This is a genomic window from Pseudomonas fluorescens, assembly GCF_000730425.1.
In the GTDB taxonomy this organism is placed as follows: Bacteria; Pseudomonadota; Gammaproteobacteria; order Pseudomonadales; family Pseudomonadaceae; genus Aquipseudomonas; species Aquipseudomonas fluorescens_X.
The window spans coordinates 374631-391875 of the sequence record NZ_CP008896.1 but is presented as its reverse complement, the minus strand read 5'-3'; the positions used below and the strand labels follow the sequence as shown (position 1 = coordinate 391875).

16 protein-coding genes are annotated in these 17245 nt (G+C 56.2%); all 16 read right to left on the bottom strand.

All coding sequences use genetic code 11. The annotated features are described in order from the left end of the window. Window positions 1-80: 80 nt before the first annotated feature. Window positions 81-1244, bottom strand: coding sequence for an O-antigen polymerase (locus tag HZ99_RS01570; RefSeq protein WP_038440839.1), 1164 nt, complete (start codon window positions 1242-1244; stop codon window positions 81-83). Between the two features lie 147 nt (window positions 1245-1391). After that, window positions 1392-3194, bottom strand: a complete 1803-nt coding sequence (locus HZ99_RS01565) for a hypothetical protein (RefSeq protein WP_038440838.1) — start codon at window positions 3192-3194, stop codon at window positions 1392-1394. 56 nt (window positions 3195-3250) lie between these two features. Then, window positions 3251-5959 (bottom strand): host specificity factor TipJ family phage tail protein, encoded by a 2709-nt coding sequence (locus HZ99_RS01560; RefSeq protein WP_038440837.1) that lies wholly within the window; start codon window positions 5957-5959, stop codon window positions 3251-3253. Next, window positions 5956-6351: a hypothetical protein gene (locus HZ99_RS01555; protein ID WP_038440836.1), complete on the bottom strand. Its 396-nt coding sequence runs from the start codon at window positions 6349-6351 to the stop codon at window positions 5956-5958. Before HZ99_RS01555 ends, HZ99_RS01560 begins: the two co-directional genes overlap by 4 nt. A 10-nt stretch (window positions 6352-6361) precedes the next feature. Further along, window positions 6362-6889: a DUF1833 family protein gene (locus tag HZ99_RS01550; protein ID WP_051902991.1), complete on the bottom strand. Its 528-nt coding sequence runs from the start codon at window positions 6887-6889 to the stop codon at window positions 6362-6364. Then, window positions 6886-7341: a hypothetical protein gene (locus HZ99_RS01545; protein WP_038440835.1), complete on the bottom strand. Its 456-nt coding sequence runs from the start codon at window positions 7339-7341 to the stop codon at window positions 6886-6888. The genes HZ99_RS01550 and HZ99_RS01545 overlap by 4 nt, the downstream gene beginning before the upstream one ends. After that, the gene (locus HZ99_RS01540) at window positions 7338-11456 is read right to left on the bottom strand and encodes a tape measure protein (RefSeq protein ID WP_038440833.1); all 4119 of its coding nucleotides are present in this window, start codon (window positions 11454-11456) and stop codon (window positions 7338-7340) included. The genes HZ99_RS01545 and HZ99_RS01540 overlap by 4 nt, the downstream gene beginning before the upstream one ends. Window positions 11457-11767: 311 nt before the next feature. Beyond that, window positions 11768-12283 carry a hypothetical protein gene (locus tag HZ99_RS01530; protein WP_051902987.1) on the bottom strand — a complete coding sequence of 172 codons (516 nt, stop codon included), beginning with the start codon at window positions 12281-12283 and terminating at the stop codon, window positions 11768-11770. Window positions 12284-12340: 57 nt separating this feature from the next. Next, complete coding sequence (locus HZ99_RS01525; protein WP_038440829.1) at window positions 12341-13510, bottom strand: phage tail tube protein; 1170 nt, start codon at window positions 13508-13510, stop codon at window positions 12341-12343. A gap of 61 nt (window positions 13511-13571) precedes the next feature. Continuing rightward, window positions 13572-13976 (bottom strand): phage tail terminator-like protein, encoded by a 405-nt coding sequence (locus tag HZ99_RS01520; RefSeq protein WP_038440828.1) that lies wholly within the window; start codon window positions 13974-13976, stop codon window positions 13572-13574. Then, on the bottom strand, window positions 13976-14269 hold the full coding sequence (locus HZ99_RS01515; protein ID WP_371913999.1) for an HK97 gp10 family phage protein: 294 nt from the start codon (window positions 14267-14269) through the stop codon (window positions 13976-13978). Before HZ99_RS01515 ends, HZ99_RS01520 begins: the two co-directional genes overlap by 1 nt. Window positions 14270-14364: 95 nt before the next feature. Continuing rightward, window positions 14365-14751: a hypothetical protein gene (locus tag HZ99_RS01510; protein WP_038440826.1), complete on the bottom strand. Its 387-nt coding sequence runs from the start codon at window positions 14749-14751 to the stop codon at window positions 14365-14367. Between the two features lies 1 nt (window position 14752). After that, window positions 14753-15127, bottom strand: coding sequence for a hypothetical protein (locus HZ99_RS01505; RefSeq protein ID WP_038440825.1), 375 nt, complete (start codon window positions 15125-15127; stop codon window positions 14753-14755). After that, window positions 15127-15426 (bottom strand): hypothetical protein, encoded by a 300-nt coding sequence (locus HZ99_RS01500; protein ID WP_038440824.1) that lies wholly within the window; start codon window positions 15424-15426, stop codon window positions 15127-15129. Before HZ99_RS01500 ends, HZ99_RS01505 begins: the two co-directional genes overlap by 1 nt. Before the next feature lie 49 nt (window positions 15427-15475). Further along, a complete protein-coding gene (locus HZ99_RS01495) occupies window positions 15476-16444 on the bottom strand; it encodes a major capsid protein (RefSeq protein ID WP_038440822.1) in 969 nt (322 codons plus the stop codon). Between the two features lie 9 nt (window positions 16445-16453). After that, a complete protein-coding gene (locus HZ99_RS01490; RefSeq protein ID WP_038440820.1) occupies window positions 16454-17191 on the bottom strand; it encodes a DUF6651 domain-containing protein in 738 nt (245 codons plus the stop codon). Between the last annotated feature and the right edge of the window lie 54 nt (window positions 17192-17245).

Genomic DNA, 17245 nt, shown 5'->3' with positions numbered 1-17245 from the left:
TTCCGCCGCTGCATACATAGCGAACTACAACTAAAACTGGCGCCCTCGAAAGATGGCGCCAAATATAAAACACCACCCTCCTAAAGCAGCCTATAGCGACCAAATCTAAGACGACTATACAAACTCAAAAAAATCATTTGCAAAACAAAACTAGCAAATACCAGCATATTATCAAATGACATAAACAGAGACACAGAGCAAAGAATCGAGCACGCAGAAATTAATTTCTTATTCCTATTAACCAAGACAACCAGCCAAACCACAACAGAATACCAAAACGCAAGCGCAACAATCCCCGCATACCCAAGAATAACAAAGGCGCGACCAAACGCAGTCCCGACAGTAAGCTCAGGAGCTATCAACTTTAAATTAAACGACTCCCCCTCTTTGATTGTATGCTTTGAAATAAAGTCAGGAAGAATTGAGAAATTAATAAAATCCATTATCCCGCCAGTGTTTATATTCCCCTCTGATTCCTGACTTACTAGGTTTGCATAGGTTGATGACGCATATATATAAACCCAAAAAAAACCGGTAGGCAACTCTCGGAATGCTGGGTCAGCTCGACCAATATCATAAATTGCGTCAGAGTTCTCATAACCTGACGAAACCATTCTCTTGTCGCCAATATACCCAAAAACTATTGTTATGCAGAAAAGCATAATAAGCATCACAAGAAAAGCCTTAACTCTTTTCCTTGAGCTATACATATAAACAAACAACAAGCTTGCAAGGGTTATCAGCAAAGCGCCACGATTTACAATACAAACATTATAAATAATAGCCAGCGCCACAGGAATCAAATACTTCCTTTCCTTAATCGATATATATCTTTCATAGCTAACAACCGCAGCAACAGAGTAATACCCAAGAAACGCAACATGCAGCGTAGGTATGCCAAACTGAGTATAGTCATAGCTAACCCCGCGCATAATGTATATTATTGGAATGCCACCAGCATGCAAAATCTCCAAAACAAAAAAAGAAATACTTATCAAAACCAGAAAAAATAAATTATATTTTGGCAACCTATCCGCATCATCTTGACTAGCAAGCCTTCTCTTAACAAACTTATGAAATCCTATGCTCGCTATTAATGACACAAACAAAACAAAACACATCATATAATCAGCAGAAGAAAAAGCACCATCATAAAAACCAGAAAGCCCCATTCTATAAAGAATAAACGAAGATGAAATACTTACTACAAATATGAAGAACGGATTTACAAAAAGATATCTCATAAATTCTAGATTCCAATTTAGACGCTTAGATTCTAGCACATTGTTTTATTATTTTTAACGCAGACCATATCGAGGGCCTCGACGAGATGAAACCCGCCAAATCCAGGTAGGCGTAGGCGGGTCTCTGTTAACGAAAATCTGTAAAAATTAGCTGTAATACCCCTTGACACGCTTAACTATTACTGAGAATGGAGCGTCAATTAAGGTGCTCCCGTTGTCTATCGACACTTCGAAAAACTGTTCCTGCCTATAGCTCAAATAGAGGTTTGAACCTGGGTATTCTGAGGTGCCGGTAACTGTGTAGTCAGTGGCGAACTTTGCAAACTCGGCCTTGCCGGCGTTTCTCCCGAAACGGTATTTACCGGTTGAAACCTTAGTACAGAAGAACCCTTCGGGCCCAGCCAAAATATCGCCAGCCGCACTAACAACGAACTCATAGGAACGATCAAGGCAGATCCAGTAATTCATTGCAACCAGATCTGAGAAAATGCATGACTCGTCCCATATCACCTCGCACCCAGGCCCAACATCCCAATAAGGTCGACTACCAGATGAAACATAACCAAAACTGCTCAAGAATGTAACACCGCTAACTTTGACGGTTACATTCCCTGCACCTACTTCCCTGCGAACAAGTAAGTTAGTTTCTACATATCTGTTAGGAGTTGAGCGGTGATATAAACCTCCATTGATATTAAAAACCATTGGCTGAGAGGATACATGGTAAATGTATGTATCAGCTGGTCCTGCGTTAAGCTCATTGTAGGTGGCGTTTAGATTTACATTAACCCCAAGCGAGCCGGCCTTGCTTTGCCATAATAGGCCGACCCCAATACCGCCCATGGTACCGCAACCTTCAACGGTAAGGTTATCAGCTTGGAATGATGAGGCCAGCTCAATTCTACCCCCCTGAAAAGGACATTCCCCAACTTTAACACGACGCAGATTTATAGCATTTGGCCCGGACGTGGTATTTGTGTCCTCAAAAATCAAACCTTCATAACATCCAGAAATAGTAGCGTCTTCGACGGAGCTGGTAAGTACCCCATCAAAATGGAGGCCTATACGGAGATTAATAGCAGCATAGTTATAAACTTTTGTATATGCCTTGGACTGCACAAATATACCGGACCCACCAGTATTATCGGTATTCGGGGTAGTAACATTTGGCCCGACAACCGTAAGATTTCCGACCGCGTCAAACCCACCGAAATTCTGAGTTACCGGATAGCTCCCAATCAATCTTAGAGCGTTATCAGAATGCTGGTTGCTGAGAATTGTTCCACCCGGAGTTTCGCCCGAAATGTCATATCTTTTTGAAGGGTGACCGGCAAATCCAACTATAGGCTCCACTCCATAATCGCAAATCGCAGGGGCGAACATGTAATGCACCCCGTTTTTAATAACGACCTTCTCACCCTTCGCCACGGCGGCCACGATGCTTGCCGAGCCCGAAGTGCTCAGCGTGATTCGATCGAGGATCCAGTTGAAGAAGCCTTTGACGGTGGATACGACGCCGGTCGGTAGTGTTGCGCCGATCTGGTCGTAGCCTTCGGCTGAAGCCAGGTCCTGCCGCAAGGCTTGATCGTCAATCTCAACCAGCTTGGTCAGGTCGGTTGCCCAGGTACCTGTGAGCGTTACCGGGAAGGCGGCCGGGAACTTAACTCTGTAGGTCCGACCGTCCCGATCAATCAGTTGGGTCGGTCTGCTTACGGTGAGTGGCTGGCCATCGACATACACAAGGTGCACCGGCTCAAAACCGGAGTTGGCCAGGAAGTCGGAGAAGTCCTGTTCCATTCCGCGAATGGACTTCCTGCTGACCCCCTTGCGGTCCAGATATGAAGGGTTTGAACCATTGGCGAAGAGGTCGATATTTCCTGCGTTGTCAAAGAGATCGCGTGGATCGCTGGAGCCATCGGGCTCTACGGGGTTGCCAGTGTTGTATCGCATGTTTTCTCCAGACGAAAAAAAGCCCGCTCAGTGGCGGGCTTGCGCAAGGTGTCCGGCTATGCCGGCGGGAAGTTGTTGTCGTCTAGATAGACGCGAGCATCGTAATTAACGGCTGTGACGCTGCAGCTGACAGTTCCGCTTGGGTTCACCTCCTTGATGAGCGCGGGATAGCAGAATTTTGTCTTGGGCCCGAACTGGAGCACTGGCGCGTCCATGGCGCTATCAAGTACTGGCGTGAAGTCCAGACTTGGAATGGTCAGTCGGTAGTCGTCAATGCGGGCTGCCCTATAGGGCCCGGATGCACTCCCGTCGCGGCGGCGCAATGCAATCCAGTGCTCACCTCCGGCGGACCAGTTGAGCCTTTCGGATGAGACCAGCATGTGCTCGGAACCCATCGGGGCATACCCCTTGAGCATGGCGCTCTGGCCGTATCCTGGGGTTGTATCTCCAAGCAGCGCATAGTCCAAGTAGCCGCTGTTGAGTGCGTCCAGCTCCGTCGTGAAGCTGTAGCGTTTACGCTGGTAGACCTGCTGACGGCGGCGGCGCATCCCCCAGCGCCAGGCCCGTGTTTCATCGCCTACGCCCTCCAGCCGAACCTTCTCGGTCCTTAAGCCCTGGTCACCTGCAAGTCGGCATTCAACCGTTTCGACCTGCCAGGTCTTGCTGCTCAGGTACTCGACGTCGATCCCATCGAAATCATCGGCTGTCACATGCTCAGCCTCACGTTTCAGAGGCTTGGTCATGACCTGCGGGTTATAGATGTGGTCGAACTCTGGTCCGCGCGGCTCATCACGCACCGGGCGGATCAGCCCCCGATCAATCGTAAGCTCAGCGAACCCGGCTTGCAGCGCCTCGATCATGCAGGCCTTGACGGTGCTGGGCGTGTCTATTGACCGATCGTAATAATCGCCACGCGCCGTCCATATGGCGTGCAGGCGATCCAGCTCGGCAAGATCGATGTCAGAATTCCCGTCGTCAACCGAATACCCAACACTGCGCGCAACATGGCCAATCCAGGCCGAAATATCGCGCGTTGGCTCTTCGGCTGCCCAGGCCCCGCCACGACGAACCGGCAGGATACGGGTGGCGATGAGGGATACCTGGCTCTCAGATTGCGAGGCAATCCTGTTGCCGCCTTTGACCCTCAGAGCAATCATGGTTACGCCGGCGTAGCTCGTTGGAGCCGCGAGGTTCGCCCGAAGCCCGTACCACTGGACTGTCTCGGCGTGCTGGGTGCTTGTGGACTTCGCCCCAATCCTGCGCATGCGCACCTCTGGACGCATAGCGACAGGAATCGTGATGGTTTCTGTCCACCCAAGTTGGTCGAGCGTGGCGGCGTAGTACGGTATTGAGACGGAGGTCCAAGCACCTGCAGTGGTGATATCCCGGTACTGCAGCTCAACCTGTACGCCGTTCTGCCCTACCCATCCCTTTGAGTCGACAATCGCCAGGCCCTGGGGGAAGAAGACGTCCCATGCAATAGTTTTGGTGGTGACGCCATCCGGACAGGCAGGAAATGGCCCGGCCCAATCACCCTCCTGCGTGGAGCCATCAAGCCTCAGCGTTGCAAGCGTTGTCGAAAGTGCGTCAAACCCTGGCCACGCCTCATCATCTTCGCCATCACTCGTAAGGCGATCGACTGTGATCGCCGATGTACTCGCAGAGGTGATCCTGTAGCGAAGGCCGCGAAAGCCTATACCCATGGACACATCGCCGGTTTGCAGACCAACAGCAGCACCGCCATCCGCCCAGTTGAGGGTCATCTCATCTGGTGCACCGCCAACGCCTGGCGTATACGAGTGAACAACGTAGTTGCCGGCGCTTGCACCAACGATCTCGATCTCCATCCCAACGAATGGGGCGACCTGGCCAAGGTCTCCTTTGATAATGTCCCGAGCCGCACCACCATCAACGACGGTGTAGGGATAGCCAACTTCGACACGAACGAGCATGCCGGCGGCCCAGCCAAGTGGGAATTCGCCTGCGCCGTCCGGAATAGAGATGGTGAAACCAGCAAACTGGTAGGACTGAGCCACCGGCACCGGCGCAACGGCATACGTTGCTTTCAGCTCGATGCCTGCGGTACCGGTCGAGGTAGCCCCAACCTCTGGCGCTGAGTGCCACCACTTGGCGGCAGATTCAGCGGTCAAGTCGGCGCCTGGGCCATAGATCTTGATCTCGGCATCAGCCCCCAAGGAGATTACCGGCGTATCGCCGATAGTGATGTTGCCGACAGGAATCTGGTATTTCCCGCGCCCAACACACAAGAGCATCTCAATCCACTGAGATCGCGGGTCTCGGAAGTAACGGTTTGGCGGAATCGCATAGTCCGGGTAAGGGCGCTGTCTGCCGGCAATCTCCCGGATTAGGGAGTTCAGCTTTACCTGGTTTCCTTTGACGGTGGCCAAGCCGAGATCATTACCGCGCTTCATGCCGCCGCCATTGTTCAGCGATGGCATTTTTGGCATCAGCGCGCTCATCACGGCCTTGGCGCCAAACACCAGCGCCAGGGTGATAGAGAACGGGTCGGTGCCTTTTGGCTCCCGGTAGATCTCGACGCAGTCCTCGGGGCCGAATTCGATAGTTGCCCATTGAGTCGGCAGCGCGCGCTCACCATTGATGAACACGCTCACCGGCAGCGCCGCGGGCTCAACTTCCTCTGACATGCCGTCTGCGTGAAACCACGAAAGCAAACTCTGTCGCTGAGACACCTCACGCGTCTCGGCCGGGAACGGAACGATCTTGTTTGGATAGATTGAGATCATTGTCTGTCCCGGTAATAGATGACGGTGTTGTGGTCGCGCTCCCACTGGCTCAGCGGAAGGCATCGGGCGCCGCGCGTAGGGTTGATCTCCAAGACCTTCAGGCGGTCTCCGGCATCGACCACTAGGGCTACGTGGATGCAGATGTGCCCGCGCATGACCGCTGCAATAGCCCCTGGCTCCGGCTGGCAAACCTCCATGTGCTCAGCCTCATTGCGGTACGCCCGGGTGAACTCCTTCGGCTCGGTGTTGCGCACATGGCCCCAGCTAGGCAGGAGGCGCATGCCCTGGTGCCGATGGCGTGCGTCCCGAACCATTCCCCAGCAATCGAACTTTTCAGGCCCGCGCGCGCCATCCTCATACCTGCAAGACAGGTACGAATTGATCCATTCCATAAGGAGGCCTTTAGAGGTATTTGAGACAGGGGGTGAAGTTGGTGCTGTAAAGCTCGCGCGGCCAGGAGGTGCCAATCAGGTCGAAGAAACCAAACGGCAAATTCGAGGAGTTTCCTTCGAAGGCGTCACTTTGAAGAGTCATGCGGTAAGGCCGATCGCATGGCGCAGATGTATCGCTGGCCAGGTAGACTCGATAAACAGCCGTTACCTTCTTGTTTGCATCCAGGGCTTCGTCGGCCCTTTGCTGGACCACTCCCGTAGTGTTGTCTATGGCAAAGGCCAGCGCCTGATTACCTTTGTTATTCTTCTGGGGAAGAGCGATTCCGATGTTCGCCGCAGTGAACGCGAGCAGGCGCCCATCCTCGGTTCCACAGACTCTATCCTTGAACCCGTTGCATATGAGGACCGGCTCGTCCCACGCTGGACATGTAATCTCCAGCGTTCGAACGAATGCCTCCTTACCGCCCGAAGCAACTGCCTCGCGATAGGTCTGCTCAAGAATGGATACCGCCACCGTTGGTACAAATATAGGGGTCATGGTTCTGGCCACTCCCTATTAGCTGCCATATCGATGATGTTCATCATGAACCAGTACTGCGGGAACAATTCCCAGCCAGGCGGGATCAGTGGCGGTTCTCGAAGCTCAAGGGTGCCGGCGAACTCCCAGCGCCTGACCTGAACGAGCGTCGGCCCGGTGTAGTGCCCGGTAAACCGGCACTCGTACTCTTTGAAGCCGGTCGGCGTAAGGAGCGTGGCCTTGAACCACTCAACGCCCTGTGAAAGCGCCCTCGCGTACCACCCCTGAAAAAACGCCATCTGGTTGCTGTCGCAATTCCATTTGGCGTTGATCAGGTAGGGAACCTCGTCGAAGTTGAGCCGCTGCCGCGCTCGGCCTGACTCCATCTGCGTGCGAAGCATGGGGTCTACAGGGGTTTCGAGCGCGTAGCCGTCTTGCAGCGGGAGCGGTAGCTCTGCTGGGTATTCGATCATGAGCCTTGCCCCTGGAGTCCGTATTTAGCGCGCATTGCCTGGTCAGCCTCACCATCAGAAAAGATGTTCGCTACCCATATTTTGATGAAGTCGCGGTCCCCTTCTCTGCTTGTCTGCGCGGTCCCGGCCCTTGAAGCATCTTCGAAAAGCTGCACCACTGGCGCTTGCGACTGGGTAACACCGACATTCAGCGCACCGCCACTGGACGTCGATACACGCTCACCAGAGTTGATTGCCTCAAGAAGCGCACGATTGCTCTTGGTGGCCCTGGCATTTACAACGAACTCACCGTCGCTCAATCGTGCCGGGATGCTGTCCGAGGTCCCTGTGCCAGAACCAGAGACATACCCGCCAGTCGAAAACCCCTTGATCAGCGCGAAGGCAGCCAGCAGAGCGCCACCACCAACCACCGCGGCAGCACCGAACGAGCCGATAGACGCGACAAGTGCCGCCGGCAGCCAGGCCGCCAGCGTTGTCCCGGCTGCTGCTGTCTGTACCGCCGTCGTAGTAGCTGTTGCTGCCACGCTTGAGGCTGTAGCGACACCGTCTGCGGCAACCTTCGCCGTGGCCACGGCAGCCGCGCCGGTAGCTCCAGCGGCGGTCACTGCGCCTACCTGAGCAATCTGCTGCGCCGCGAGCGCCGCGGAGGTTTGCCCGAATGCAAGCTGGATGCCCTGGTTGACCAGCCATTGAGCGGCCATCTGACCAAGGCTGTTAACCACACCACCCGCAAGCCCCCGGATAACTTGGGTTGCAGACTCACCAAACGTCTGACCATCGAAGGTCATCTTTTCAAACGCACTTCCGACGCTGGTGGTGATTTTGCTAAACGCCCCGGTGAACATTGCCTGGGTCTGTCCAGCAACGTTGGTGGCGCTGGCCTGGAAGTTCTGCAGGGCGGCAGTCCAGCCATTGAGCGGGCTGAGCATTGCCTGATCCATCTGCGCCCATCCCGCTGTCAGCGCTGCCTGTTGCTTCGGCAGAAACTCCTGAGTTAGCGCGATCTGCGCCTGCAAGTCCTGACGCTGCTTCTCCGTAGTGGCGTTGGCCAGCTCGGTACGCAGTTGCAGGATTCGGTCATTGGTCTGCTGCTCAAGCTGCACGCGCTGCTGAAGTCGGGCGGACTGCTGGTCGCCCATACCTACGCCGGCAGCCTCCAGGCTGTACTGCGTGCGCTGGGTGCTGAGCTGCTTCTCAAGCTGCGCCCGGTACTGCTCGGCCTGGGTAAGGCCTTGGGCGCCCTTGATGGCGGCGGCGTAGTTGACGGATACCTGGGCGAGCGCCTGGTTGTATTCGTCTTGAGTGATCTTGCCTTTGGACAGCAGAAGAGCCAGCTGGCCCTGCTTCTCTACGTACTCCTGAAGCGCAAACTTGGCTGGCTGTGCTGCCTTATACAGCCCGTCAAACGCCGTTTGAGCGGCGCTTAGTTTGCTGGCAAGGCCACTTTCAGCCTTTGGCTTTTTAGTCTTTGTGTCGGTGTTGCCGTCGATCTGGTCCAGAACATCCTGGACCATCTGCGCGACGGTCTTCGTTTGCGCCTTCGCCTCCTGCTTCGGTGGCTGCGCCTGTCCGAATGTGAGCAGCGACGACCCCTGAAGGTTCTGTTTTGGTTGATAGGTTTCGACCAGCGACAAGCCCTTGGCATAGCGAACCGTTTGATCAATGACCGTCTGAATTGCGTCAACCTGGCGCTTCGCGCTCGACTCCGCCTGCTCAGCCATCTTTTTCATGGACTGGGCTTGGCTTTCGGTCTGAGCCTTGATCGCCTCCGAAGCAGTGATAGAGGCTGTCAGCTGGACTTTGAGGCGCGACTGCTCCTCGGCTTTACCGTCCTTGACTGCCTGCTCGTACTTCTTCAGCAGATCGGTTTGCTGGCCTATCAGGCGGGCGTATTCAATTTGCTGTGTATTGAAGCCTGCTTTGGCAGCGCTGTACGCGGCTTCCTGGGATGCATTGGCCCCTATCAGGTCTCTGGTCTGGGTCAGTTGCGAAATGTACTTATCCCAAGCCTGAGCCCCGCCCGATACGGCGGCAGAGGATGCAGACTGAGAATCAGCTAGAGCTCGCGCACCCGCCGCCGCCTTATCAAGCGGCTCCTTGCTCTTCCCAAGCAGTGCCTGGAAGTCGGCGGCCTTCTGGCTGCTGCTTGAGTACGACGCGGCAAGCTTGACCAGTTCATCACGGTAAACAGCGGACACCTGCGTGTTGCTGCTAATCCACGCTGTCAGGGAGTCGAGAGACCGCTGGCCGGACTTGACCTGGTCAAACATCCGCTGGAATTCGCCGACCGCCTCGACACCCGACGAGCCAACCGAAGAAAGGCCAGCCTGAGCCCGGTTGAAATAGTCGTTCAGTGCGCTCGTAGCTGATTCCAGGGCTTTACGCTCTGACTCCATCCATGCTGCGGACTGGTAGCGCTGCTGTTCAGCTGTCAACTTCTGGTACTTAGAAATCGAGTCGTCGATCGTGAGATTTTGGTCGATAAGCGACTGTGTTGCGCTATCACTGCTGGTGGCGAAGTACAGCGCCGCGCCAGCGGCCACAGTGATGGCCGTGGTCAGCAAACCAATAGGACCACCTGCCAGACCAAGCAACGCGGAAGAGGCTCGGGCGCCCGTGCTTTGTGCAGCATTAAGGCGTAATTGTGCTGCACTTTGTGCTGAGACTGCAGCCGTGTCAGCTTCTCGCGATGCAACCAATGCCACGTTTGCGGCAGTTACGCGTGACTGAGCGATAACTTCCGCGCTCAACGATTGATTATGTGCCGACTGAGCTGCTGTCTGTTGAGTGGTGACTGCTGCCTCCGCCAAACGGATTTCAGCCAGGCGAGCCAAGGATTGCTGACGACCAACATCGGTAATCTGTGCACGAAGACGTTGCTGCTCAAGAGTTCGATCTGCGACAAGCTGCGCCTGAACCGCCTGGATCTGCGCCAGCGCATTTGCCTGGAAGGCTCTGGCCGCAGCCGTTTCAGCCAATGTCCGCTGCGCAGTCGCCAACGCTGCAGCCTGATCGGCGACAGCGCTTCGACTTGCCTGTGCGGCTGCATCTGCTGCCGAAAGTGTTGCTTGGCGCTCTGCGACGATCTGCGCTTGCGTGGCAACTATCGAGTCATAGCGGGCCTTTGCTGCTGCTGCCAAAGATATGACAAGCCCGGTACCAACCCGGGCGGCGTAGGCGCCGGTAACTGCAATCAGGGCGTCAATATTCGACACCAGGCCCTGGAACCCTTGAACCCCAATGCTTGCGATGCTCGACAGGGAGGTAGAAAGGGCCTTGATGTTGCTGATGATCTCGGGAGACGCAAACGCCTCTCCCAGAGATTTCACGGAATCAATGGCCGGCTGGGTATCAACCTGGCCAATTGCGGCGAGAAAGTTGTTCTTCAGCACCTGCGATGCACGCTCGAACAAAGGCGGCATGGTGGCCACTTCTTTGTTCAGGGACGAAAGCGAGCGCAGCAGGGAGTTCATCACTATTTCGGATGTGATCTTGCCCTCGGCAGCCATAGCGCGGATCTGTCCATTGGACACGCCCAGGTACTCGGACAGAGCGCGAGTGATACGCGGCGCCTGTTCCATTACGCTGTTCAGCTCTTCTCCGCGAAGTACGCCGGATGCCATTGCCTGGGAAAGCTGGATACTTGCCGCTGTTGCTTCCTGCTGCGTTGCGCTCGATACCAGAAACGCCTTGTTGACCGCATCCGTCGCCTTGAGCAGCTGCTCTTGGGAGAAGCCTGCACCACGGGTGGCGTTCGACATCCGGGTGAACAGCGTTACGGTGCTTTCCAGGCTTGAGCCTGTGGAGTTCGCCATCGCCTTCAGTGTTTCGAAAGTGCGGGCTGCCTCGGCGGTCGAGGTGCTGACCAGGTTGATTTGGCCGGACATGGTCTTGAATCGATCAGTCATCTCCAGCAGGCTGCTGGCTAGGCGACCAACACCGATCCCAGCCAATGCGCCTGCCGCAGCCTTTGCAGCCGACCCAAGCCCGCGAACACTGACCGTAGCCTGGGAACCAGAGTTTTGCAGGCTGTTCAGGCTGCCTCTGAGTGCGTCGACCTGCTGTTGAGCGCTTCGCGAGTCGATGACTATCGAGAGCCGGGATTCCTGCGCCATAACTTTCTCCAGGCGTTAAAAAACCCGCTGAGCGGGTTACGGTTTTTTCGGTGGCTTGGGATTGTCCCTTTCCTGCTGCTCTTCCCAGCTCTTCCGGAAGTCATCGTCAAGGGCGAAAATGGCGGAGTCGAACTCCTCACGACTTATCGCAGAGGGGTACCTACTCAAGTAATCGCCGATTGCGGCTGGACCGATTGGAGCGGGCGCCCCCATCATTCCCACGTACTGCCGAGAGCGGCCGATGATTGCGTAGGCCTGAAGTATTTCGGAGGTCACGCCATCAATTACAGGCGCTTCTGGAACACCGCCCCCTAAGCGCTCTTCTTTCCAGCGCTTTTTCTCGTTGGCTTGGCCTGCCCAGTCGCGGCCCCACTGGTACGCCGCGAGGGCTTTCCCACGGTTCCGGCTACCTTCTCTTCGGCACGCGTGGCGATGTCGCTCGCCACCTTGAGGGCGATGAAGTACACGTCTGGGCGCACAGCGATGAGAAGCTTGCCGCGCTCCTGAGTGTATGGAGTGTCGACACCTGGAGCTTCGGCCTCCTCCACTCCCTCCCAATCAAGAATCAGGTGCTTGCAAACTAGATCGACCAGCATGTCATCCATGCTCTCAATCTCGGAAATTTCAGTGTTCGCTGGATCAAAACCATCCGTGCCGACACCGTAGCGAGAATCCACCACGGCCTGGTGTCGCTGGATCAGTGCGTGATGAGATTTAAACTTTGGGTTACCTGCTGACCCTATCTTGACCTTCACACCCTTGTCGATATCGACCCAGCGCGTGCCTTCAAGGTCCAGCTTTGGAGCCTGAGTAATGACGAGAGCCATAAATTCCTCTGCGGTAAAAGGCCCGGCACGCACCGCAGGGCGCGCCGGGCAAAGGGTTTAAGCGGTGATGGTGATTTCAGCAGTGTCGGTTTTGGTGACATCCGCTTTGCTGGTAGCCGTGATGGTGGCGGTACCAACGGCCACGCCTTTGACCAGGCCGGTAGCGCTGACGCTAGCCTTGGTGGCATCGGAAGTGGTCCAGGTCACAAGCTGGCTTGCGCCTACCGGAGTTACAGCCGCTTCCAGGTCGACAGTTTCGCCAACGGCAACACTGGCGGTGGCCGGAGTTACCGCTACGGCAGCAATAACGATTGGCGCTGGCAGACGGGTGATCGTCGGTGGTACGCGGCGGCCGGTGTAGCTCAGTTCAACCTGGATGATGTCGGTCGAGCCACCGTCTGGCCAATCACCGCTGACTTCCATTTCAGGCAGGAAGAAGGTGTAGCCGCCGTCGGCGTTGTTCAGCGTGAACTCGAAGCTCAGCGCATCACCGGTCTGCTGGGCCTTCCAGTAGGTGTAGGCCGCTTTCGACCAGCTCATGGTGATCGAGCCGGACGGGGTGAACGTGGTCGGGATGATGTTTCCCGGGAACGGGTTACCGTTACCGATGCAGCGCTGAGTCTGGACGGCGTTGTCGAACTGCAGGTTGAAGCTGTCGACGCAGGCATTGTCCTCGCCCAACTGAACACCGTTGATCTTCAGGCCGGTTACGTCCTTGAAGCCGTAGCGGCGCTGGTTGGTCTCAGCCACAGGGTTGACGATGAACGACGTGTTGTCGGCCTTGTCGTCCCAGGCAATCGCGGCAAAGGTGGTGGTTACGTTGATCTCGTTGTCGTTCGGGATATCGAAGTTCATCGTCGCCACTTGGGCGCCGCGGGCAATCGCCGCAATACCCACGTCGCTGGCGTAGGAGCCGATCGAGAACGAAATCCGGTCGTTGCCCATGGTCAGGACGTTGCCGGCCCAATCCTTGCCGAAGCAGGACGCGAGGAATTCATCCAGGGCGCCGAAGCGCAGCTTGGTCTCCACGTCGCCGCCAACGTCAACGGTAGTCTGGGCCGTGCCCTGGGCCATGCGATCAACGCCGATTTCGTTGTTCTCTTCCGAGTTGTAGGTCGGCAGCAAGCCGAAGCTGACCCGGGTCAGGACATTCCAGTCGCCGGGCGGGGTGATTCCTGGGGTGATCTCGCGCTTCCACGCGGTTGAGACCTTGGCACCACTGGACATGGGGTGTTTCTCCTATCAATAGGCGTAAAAAAACCGCCATGTGGCGGTGGATGTTCTGGGCTTAGTACGCCCTGTATGGAATTCGAACGTTGACCTGGTACCAGCCAAGGCCGTCGTCGCCCACAACTTGCGCTGAGGCGGCGAAGCAATCAAAAGGACCAGATGGGTCGCTGTAGTACTCGAAGTGCTCGACAAGCGTGTCAGCGGCTCGCGTGATTGCAAGCGTGCCCTTATAACTCGGGACAAACAGTTGAACGACGATCAACCCTGTACGGCGCACCTTCGGGCTTAAGCCAATTTCAGGGGTTGAGGACAGCGCAGGAATATCCGCCAATCGCGCCCATATCGCCCGCCCAGCAGGATTGAAGGGCTGCGGCGAGTTGGGGTAATCAACATCACTTGCAGGGATTCCAGTCCATTGAGTCATTCGCGTGGTGATGATGTTGCGGATCTGCTCAAAGGTCATTATTTGAACGCCTGTGATACGCCGTGGAATGAGGCTGCGTAGATTCCGCCTGGAGGCGCCTGCTTAGAGTGACCATCTTCAAGCCTTTGCGCGTAAGGGAGGTTGTTCTGAATGAATACCGTCGTATAAGGCTCAAGGCCGCTCATTGCAGCTGCGCCGCGGGAGATAGTCCCTGCACCAGAGGCATCAGTCTCAACCGTGGACGCATAAACGGGGCTGACGATGCTTACGATGTTGTTGTTTCGGAACCGACCGGTATCAACAGGAGAACGCAGCACGATCTCTTGAAGCATTGCGAGAGCAATAGTTCGAACTCGCTTCGTTAGGTCTTCTTCAACTACGTCAGCAAATAGGCTGGGCGGCACACTCCAGCTTCCACGTATGGCCATTAGGTTGCCCTCAGCTGAATACGAAACGTCGCGGACGCCGGGTCAACCTGAACCGACTTCACCAGGTAGCTGACCAACTGAGTGCGGTCTGCCAGATCCGGAGCATTGATCGTATGGCCCTCGGCCGGGCGGCCAGTCACCTCGTTGGTGAGCGCCGTCAGTTTCAGGTCGCTCGACAAGATATTGATATTGTCGATGCGTCTGGTTTCGTACTTGCCCAGCACGCCGCGCCCGGTGTAAGTCGCCTCGACGCTGGTGTCCGTCTCGGTCACAGGGTCCCATGCGCCGGGCACTGTGTAGGTGCCCGTGAATGGCAGTACAGCGTCTGCCAAGTCTGTGCTGAATGCTTCGGCCAGATCTGCCTGTAGTTCGTCGCGCAGCCCCATGTCAGCCCCTCACGATCTTGGTCTGCCCATTGTTACCACCCAAGTAGTGGGATAGCAGCGCCATGGCGAACGACTCACCAGCACTGATTTTGCGAGACGATGCCGAGTAAGACTTGCTGCTCGACACGCCATCAGCATCAACCGACTTGCTCAGCACGCCGGTCTCAACACTGCCGTAAATGTTGCCTGCTGCGGCCTCGCGGGCGATCTCTGCACCTGCCTGGATCACGTCACCCGGGACCGGGTCGAATTCAGGCAAGCCGAGATTGGTTAACCAGGTATTAGCCATCAGCACCGCGCGCGCTTTCTGGTCTTCTGGCACCCAGGTAGCCCCGAGCAGTTCGTTAACCTGCGCAACGGTGATGTAAATGGTCATTACTTGGCCTCGTCCAGTAGCTTTTTCAGCTCATCGAGGGTGGCTTCTGCGGTGAACTCGATGCTCTTGGCAGTCAGCGCAGACTTGACCGCTTCGACTTCTGCGGAGTGTGCGGCCTGCTTCTCTGCTTCGGTTTTCGGCTTGTTGCCACCGCTGGACTTGCCAGCTTTGATCGGCTCGGGATTCTTGTAATCAGCCGGCGCAAACTGGGCATCAATGATCTTGTAGCCCTTCTGGCGCAGCTCAGCTTTACGCTCAGCAGTGACAGGGTGTTTCTCGTAAATGACTTTCTCGCCCATGACGGACTCCTTGCAGATAGTTCAGGCGACCCGAAGGCCGCCCGCTCGATTACTTGGCAGCGTCGCCAATCGTGATTACACCCGCCGAGCCCTTGATGCTGTTCGCAACCAGATCCCAGTTGGTGCCCGTGGCCAGCTCAGCGCTGGTCGGAGATTTTCCACCGTTGGCGGTGTCCCAGGTGAAGCCCTTGAGGCCCAGGCCGAACGTGTAATCAGCCTGCATGGTGGTTTCGATGCGCTCCTTGCCGTTGGAGGTTTCGATGTTGGTAATAAGGTCGGAACCGTCCATCACCACCGCCGCGCCGTCAGCCAGGCTCAACACCTTCTGCTTGTCAGGAGTGCCCGCCTCGAACAAAGCGGCCGCATCCGTAACGATCACGGCCTTGCCGAGAATATCGACCACCTGCACGCCGCTGAAGCTGAACAGGCGCTCAGCGTTGGCCAGGTTCTGGCCCAGCAACTTGTGGTACATGGCGCCGGTCATCACTTGGGCGACAAGGCGCTGCGAAGCATCACCGAACAGCGCGTGCGCGTTGTTGATAGCGATGTAGTTCAAGCCGCCAGTGGCGGAAACGTCGTTGGTAGCGCCCGGCTGGTTGCCGATGGCAGCGACCAGGGCGGCGATGGCGGTGTTCAACTGATCCGACATGATGGCTTCGGACAGGTTGCGGCTGATCACCTCCAGCGCTTCTTCGGGGTTCTTCTGAACCCACGACAGTTGCGAAGGCTCCCACAGGATCGGGCCGAACCCGCCTGCGATCTTCACAGAGTCGTACTGCTTCTGAGCAAGCGGAGTTGCTGCCTGAGCACCGTTGGCAGCGTAACGGTCTACACGACGTTGCGCGCCGTGCAGGCCAGCCCAAAAGGACTCTTGCAGGAAGTCGCCGTCGATACCTTGGGTAGTCAAGCGAATGGTGCCTGCGGAGGCAGCGTTGAACTTCGCAACGTCCTGCGTCAGAGTTTCGATGGTGATTTTCTTCAGGTAATCGTTGAATACCTTCATGTTCGACAGGGACATGGTGACTCCTTAACTGGTTGCGGTCATGGCCTTGATAGCGGCGACTCGGTCGTCTTTGCCCCCGCCAAAATTGCCCTTGGTGTTTTGGTTGTTGCCACCGCCGTTCTGAGCGCCGCCGCCATTGGCGCCGGAACTCTTCAGGATGTGGTCGCGGTGCGGGTACTGCGAGACGAGTGTTTCGATAGCTTCGTCGAAGTCGGCAAGCTCACCAGGGCGTGCGCGGCTGAAAATCTTCTGACCTTGGGCGTCGTAAGCGACCACCTTGCCGTCTTCAACTTTCAGGTTTTGCCCGAACGTGGCTTGAACCATGTCAGCCGGAACAGCCAGCTTGTCGGCGATGAACTTCGAGCGGGAGAAGCTGCCGCCGATCTTCTCGGCATACAGCTGCTGCTCGAAGGTCTGCGCCTTGCCGGTCACTTCGTCCAACTGGAGCTGGAAGGCTTTACTGATTTCGGCTTTAACCTTCTCGATTTCACCGGCATCCACCAGTGTTTTGGCGTCGAGATTGGCTACGGTTGCCAGGGCTTTTTTGGCTGCGGCCGGATCGTCGATGCCTTCAAAAGCCTTTACGGCCTTCTCAGCATTATCGGCGCGCTCGCGGTGGCCCTTGGCTTCGGAGTTCAGGCGCGTGATGGTGGCCACGGTGCCATGAGCATCAAATGCCACCTCTTTGCCGTCCTCATGGACATAGACAGGCTTGCCATCTTGCAGAACCGCGTTGCCGTTTTCATCGAGCTTCAGCTTCATTTCGTCTCTCTAGGCCATCCGGCCAGTTGTCGGGCCATCCGGCCCAGTGCGCCC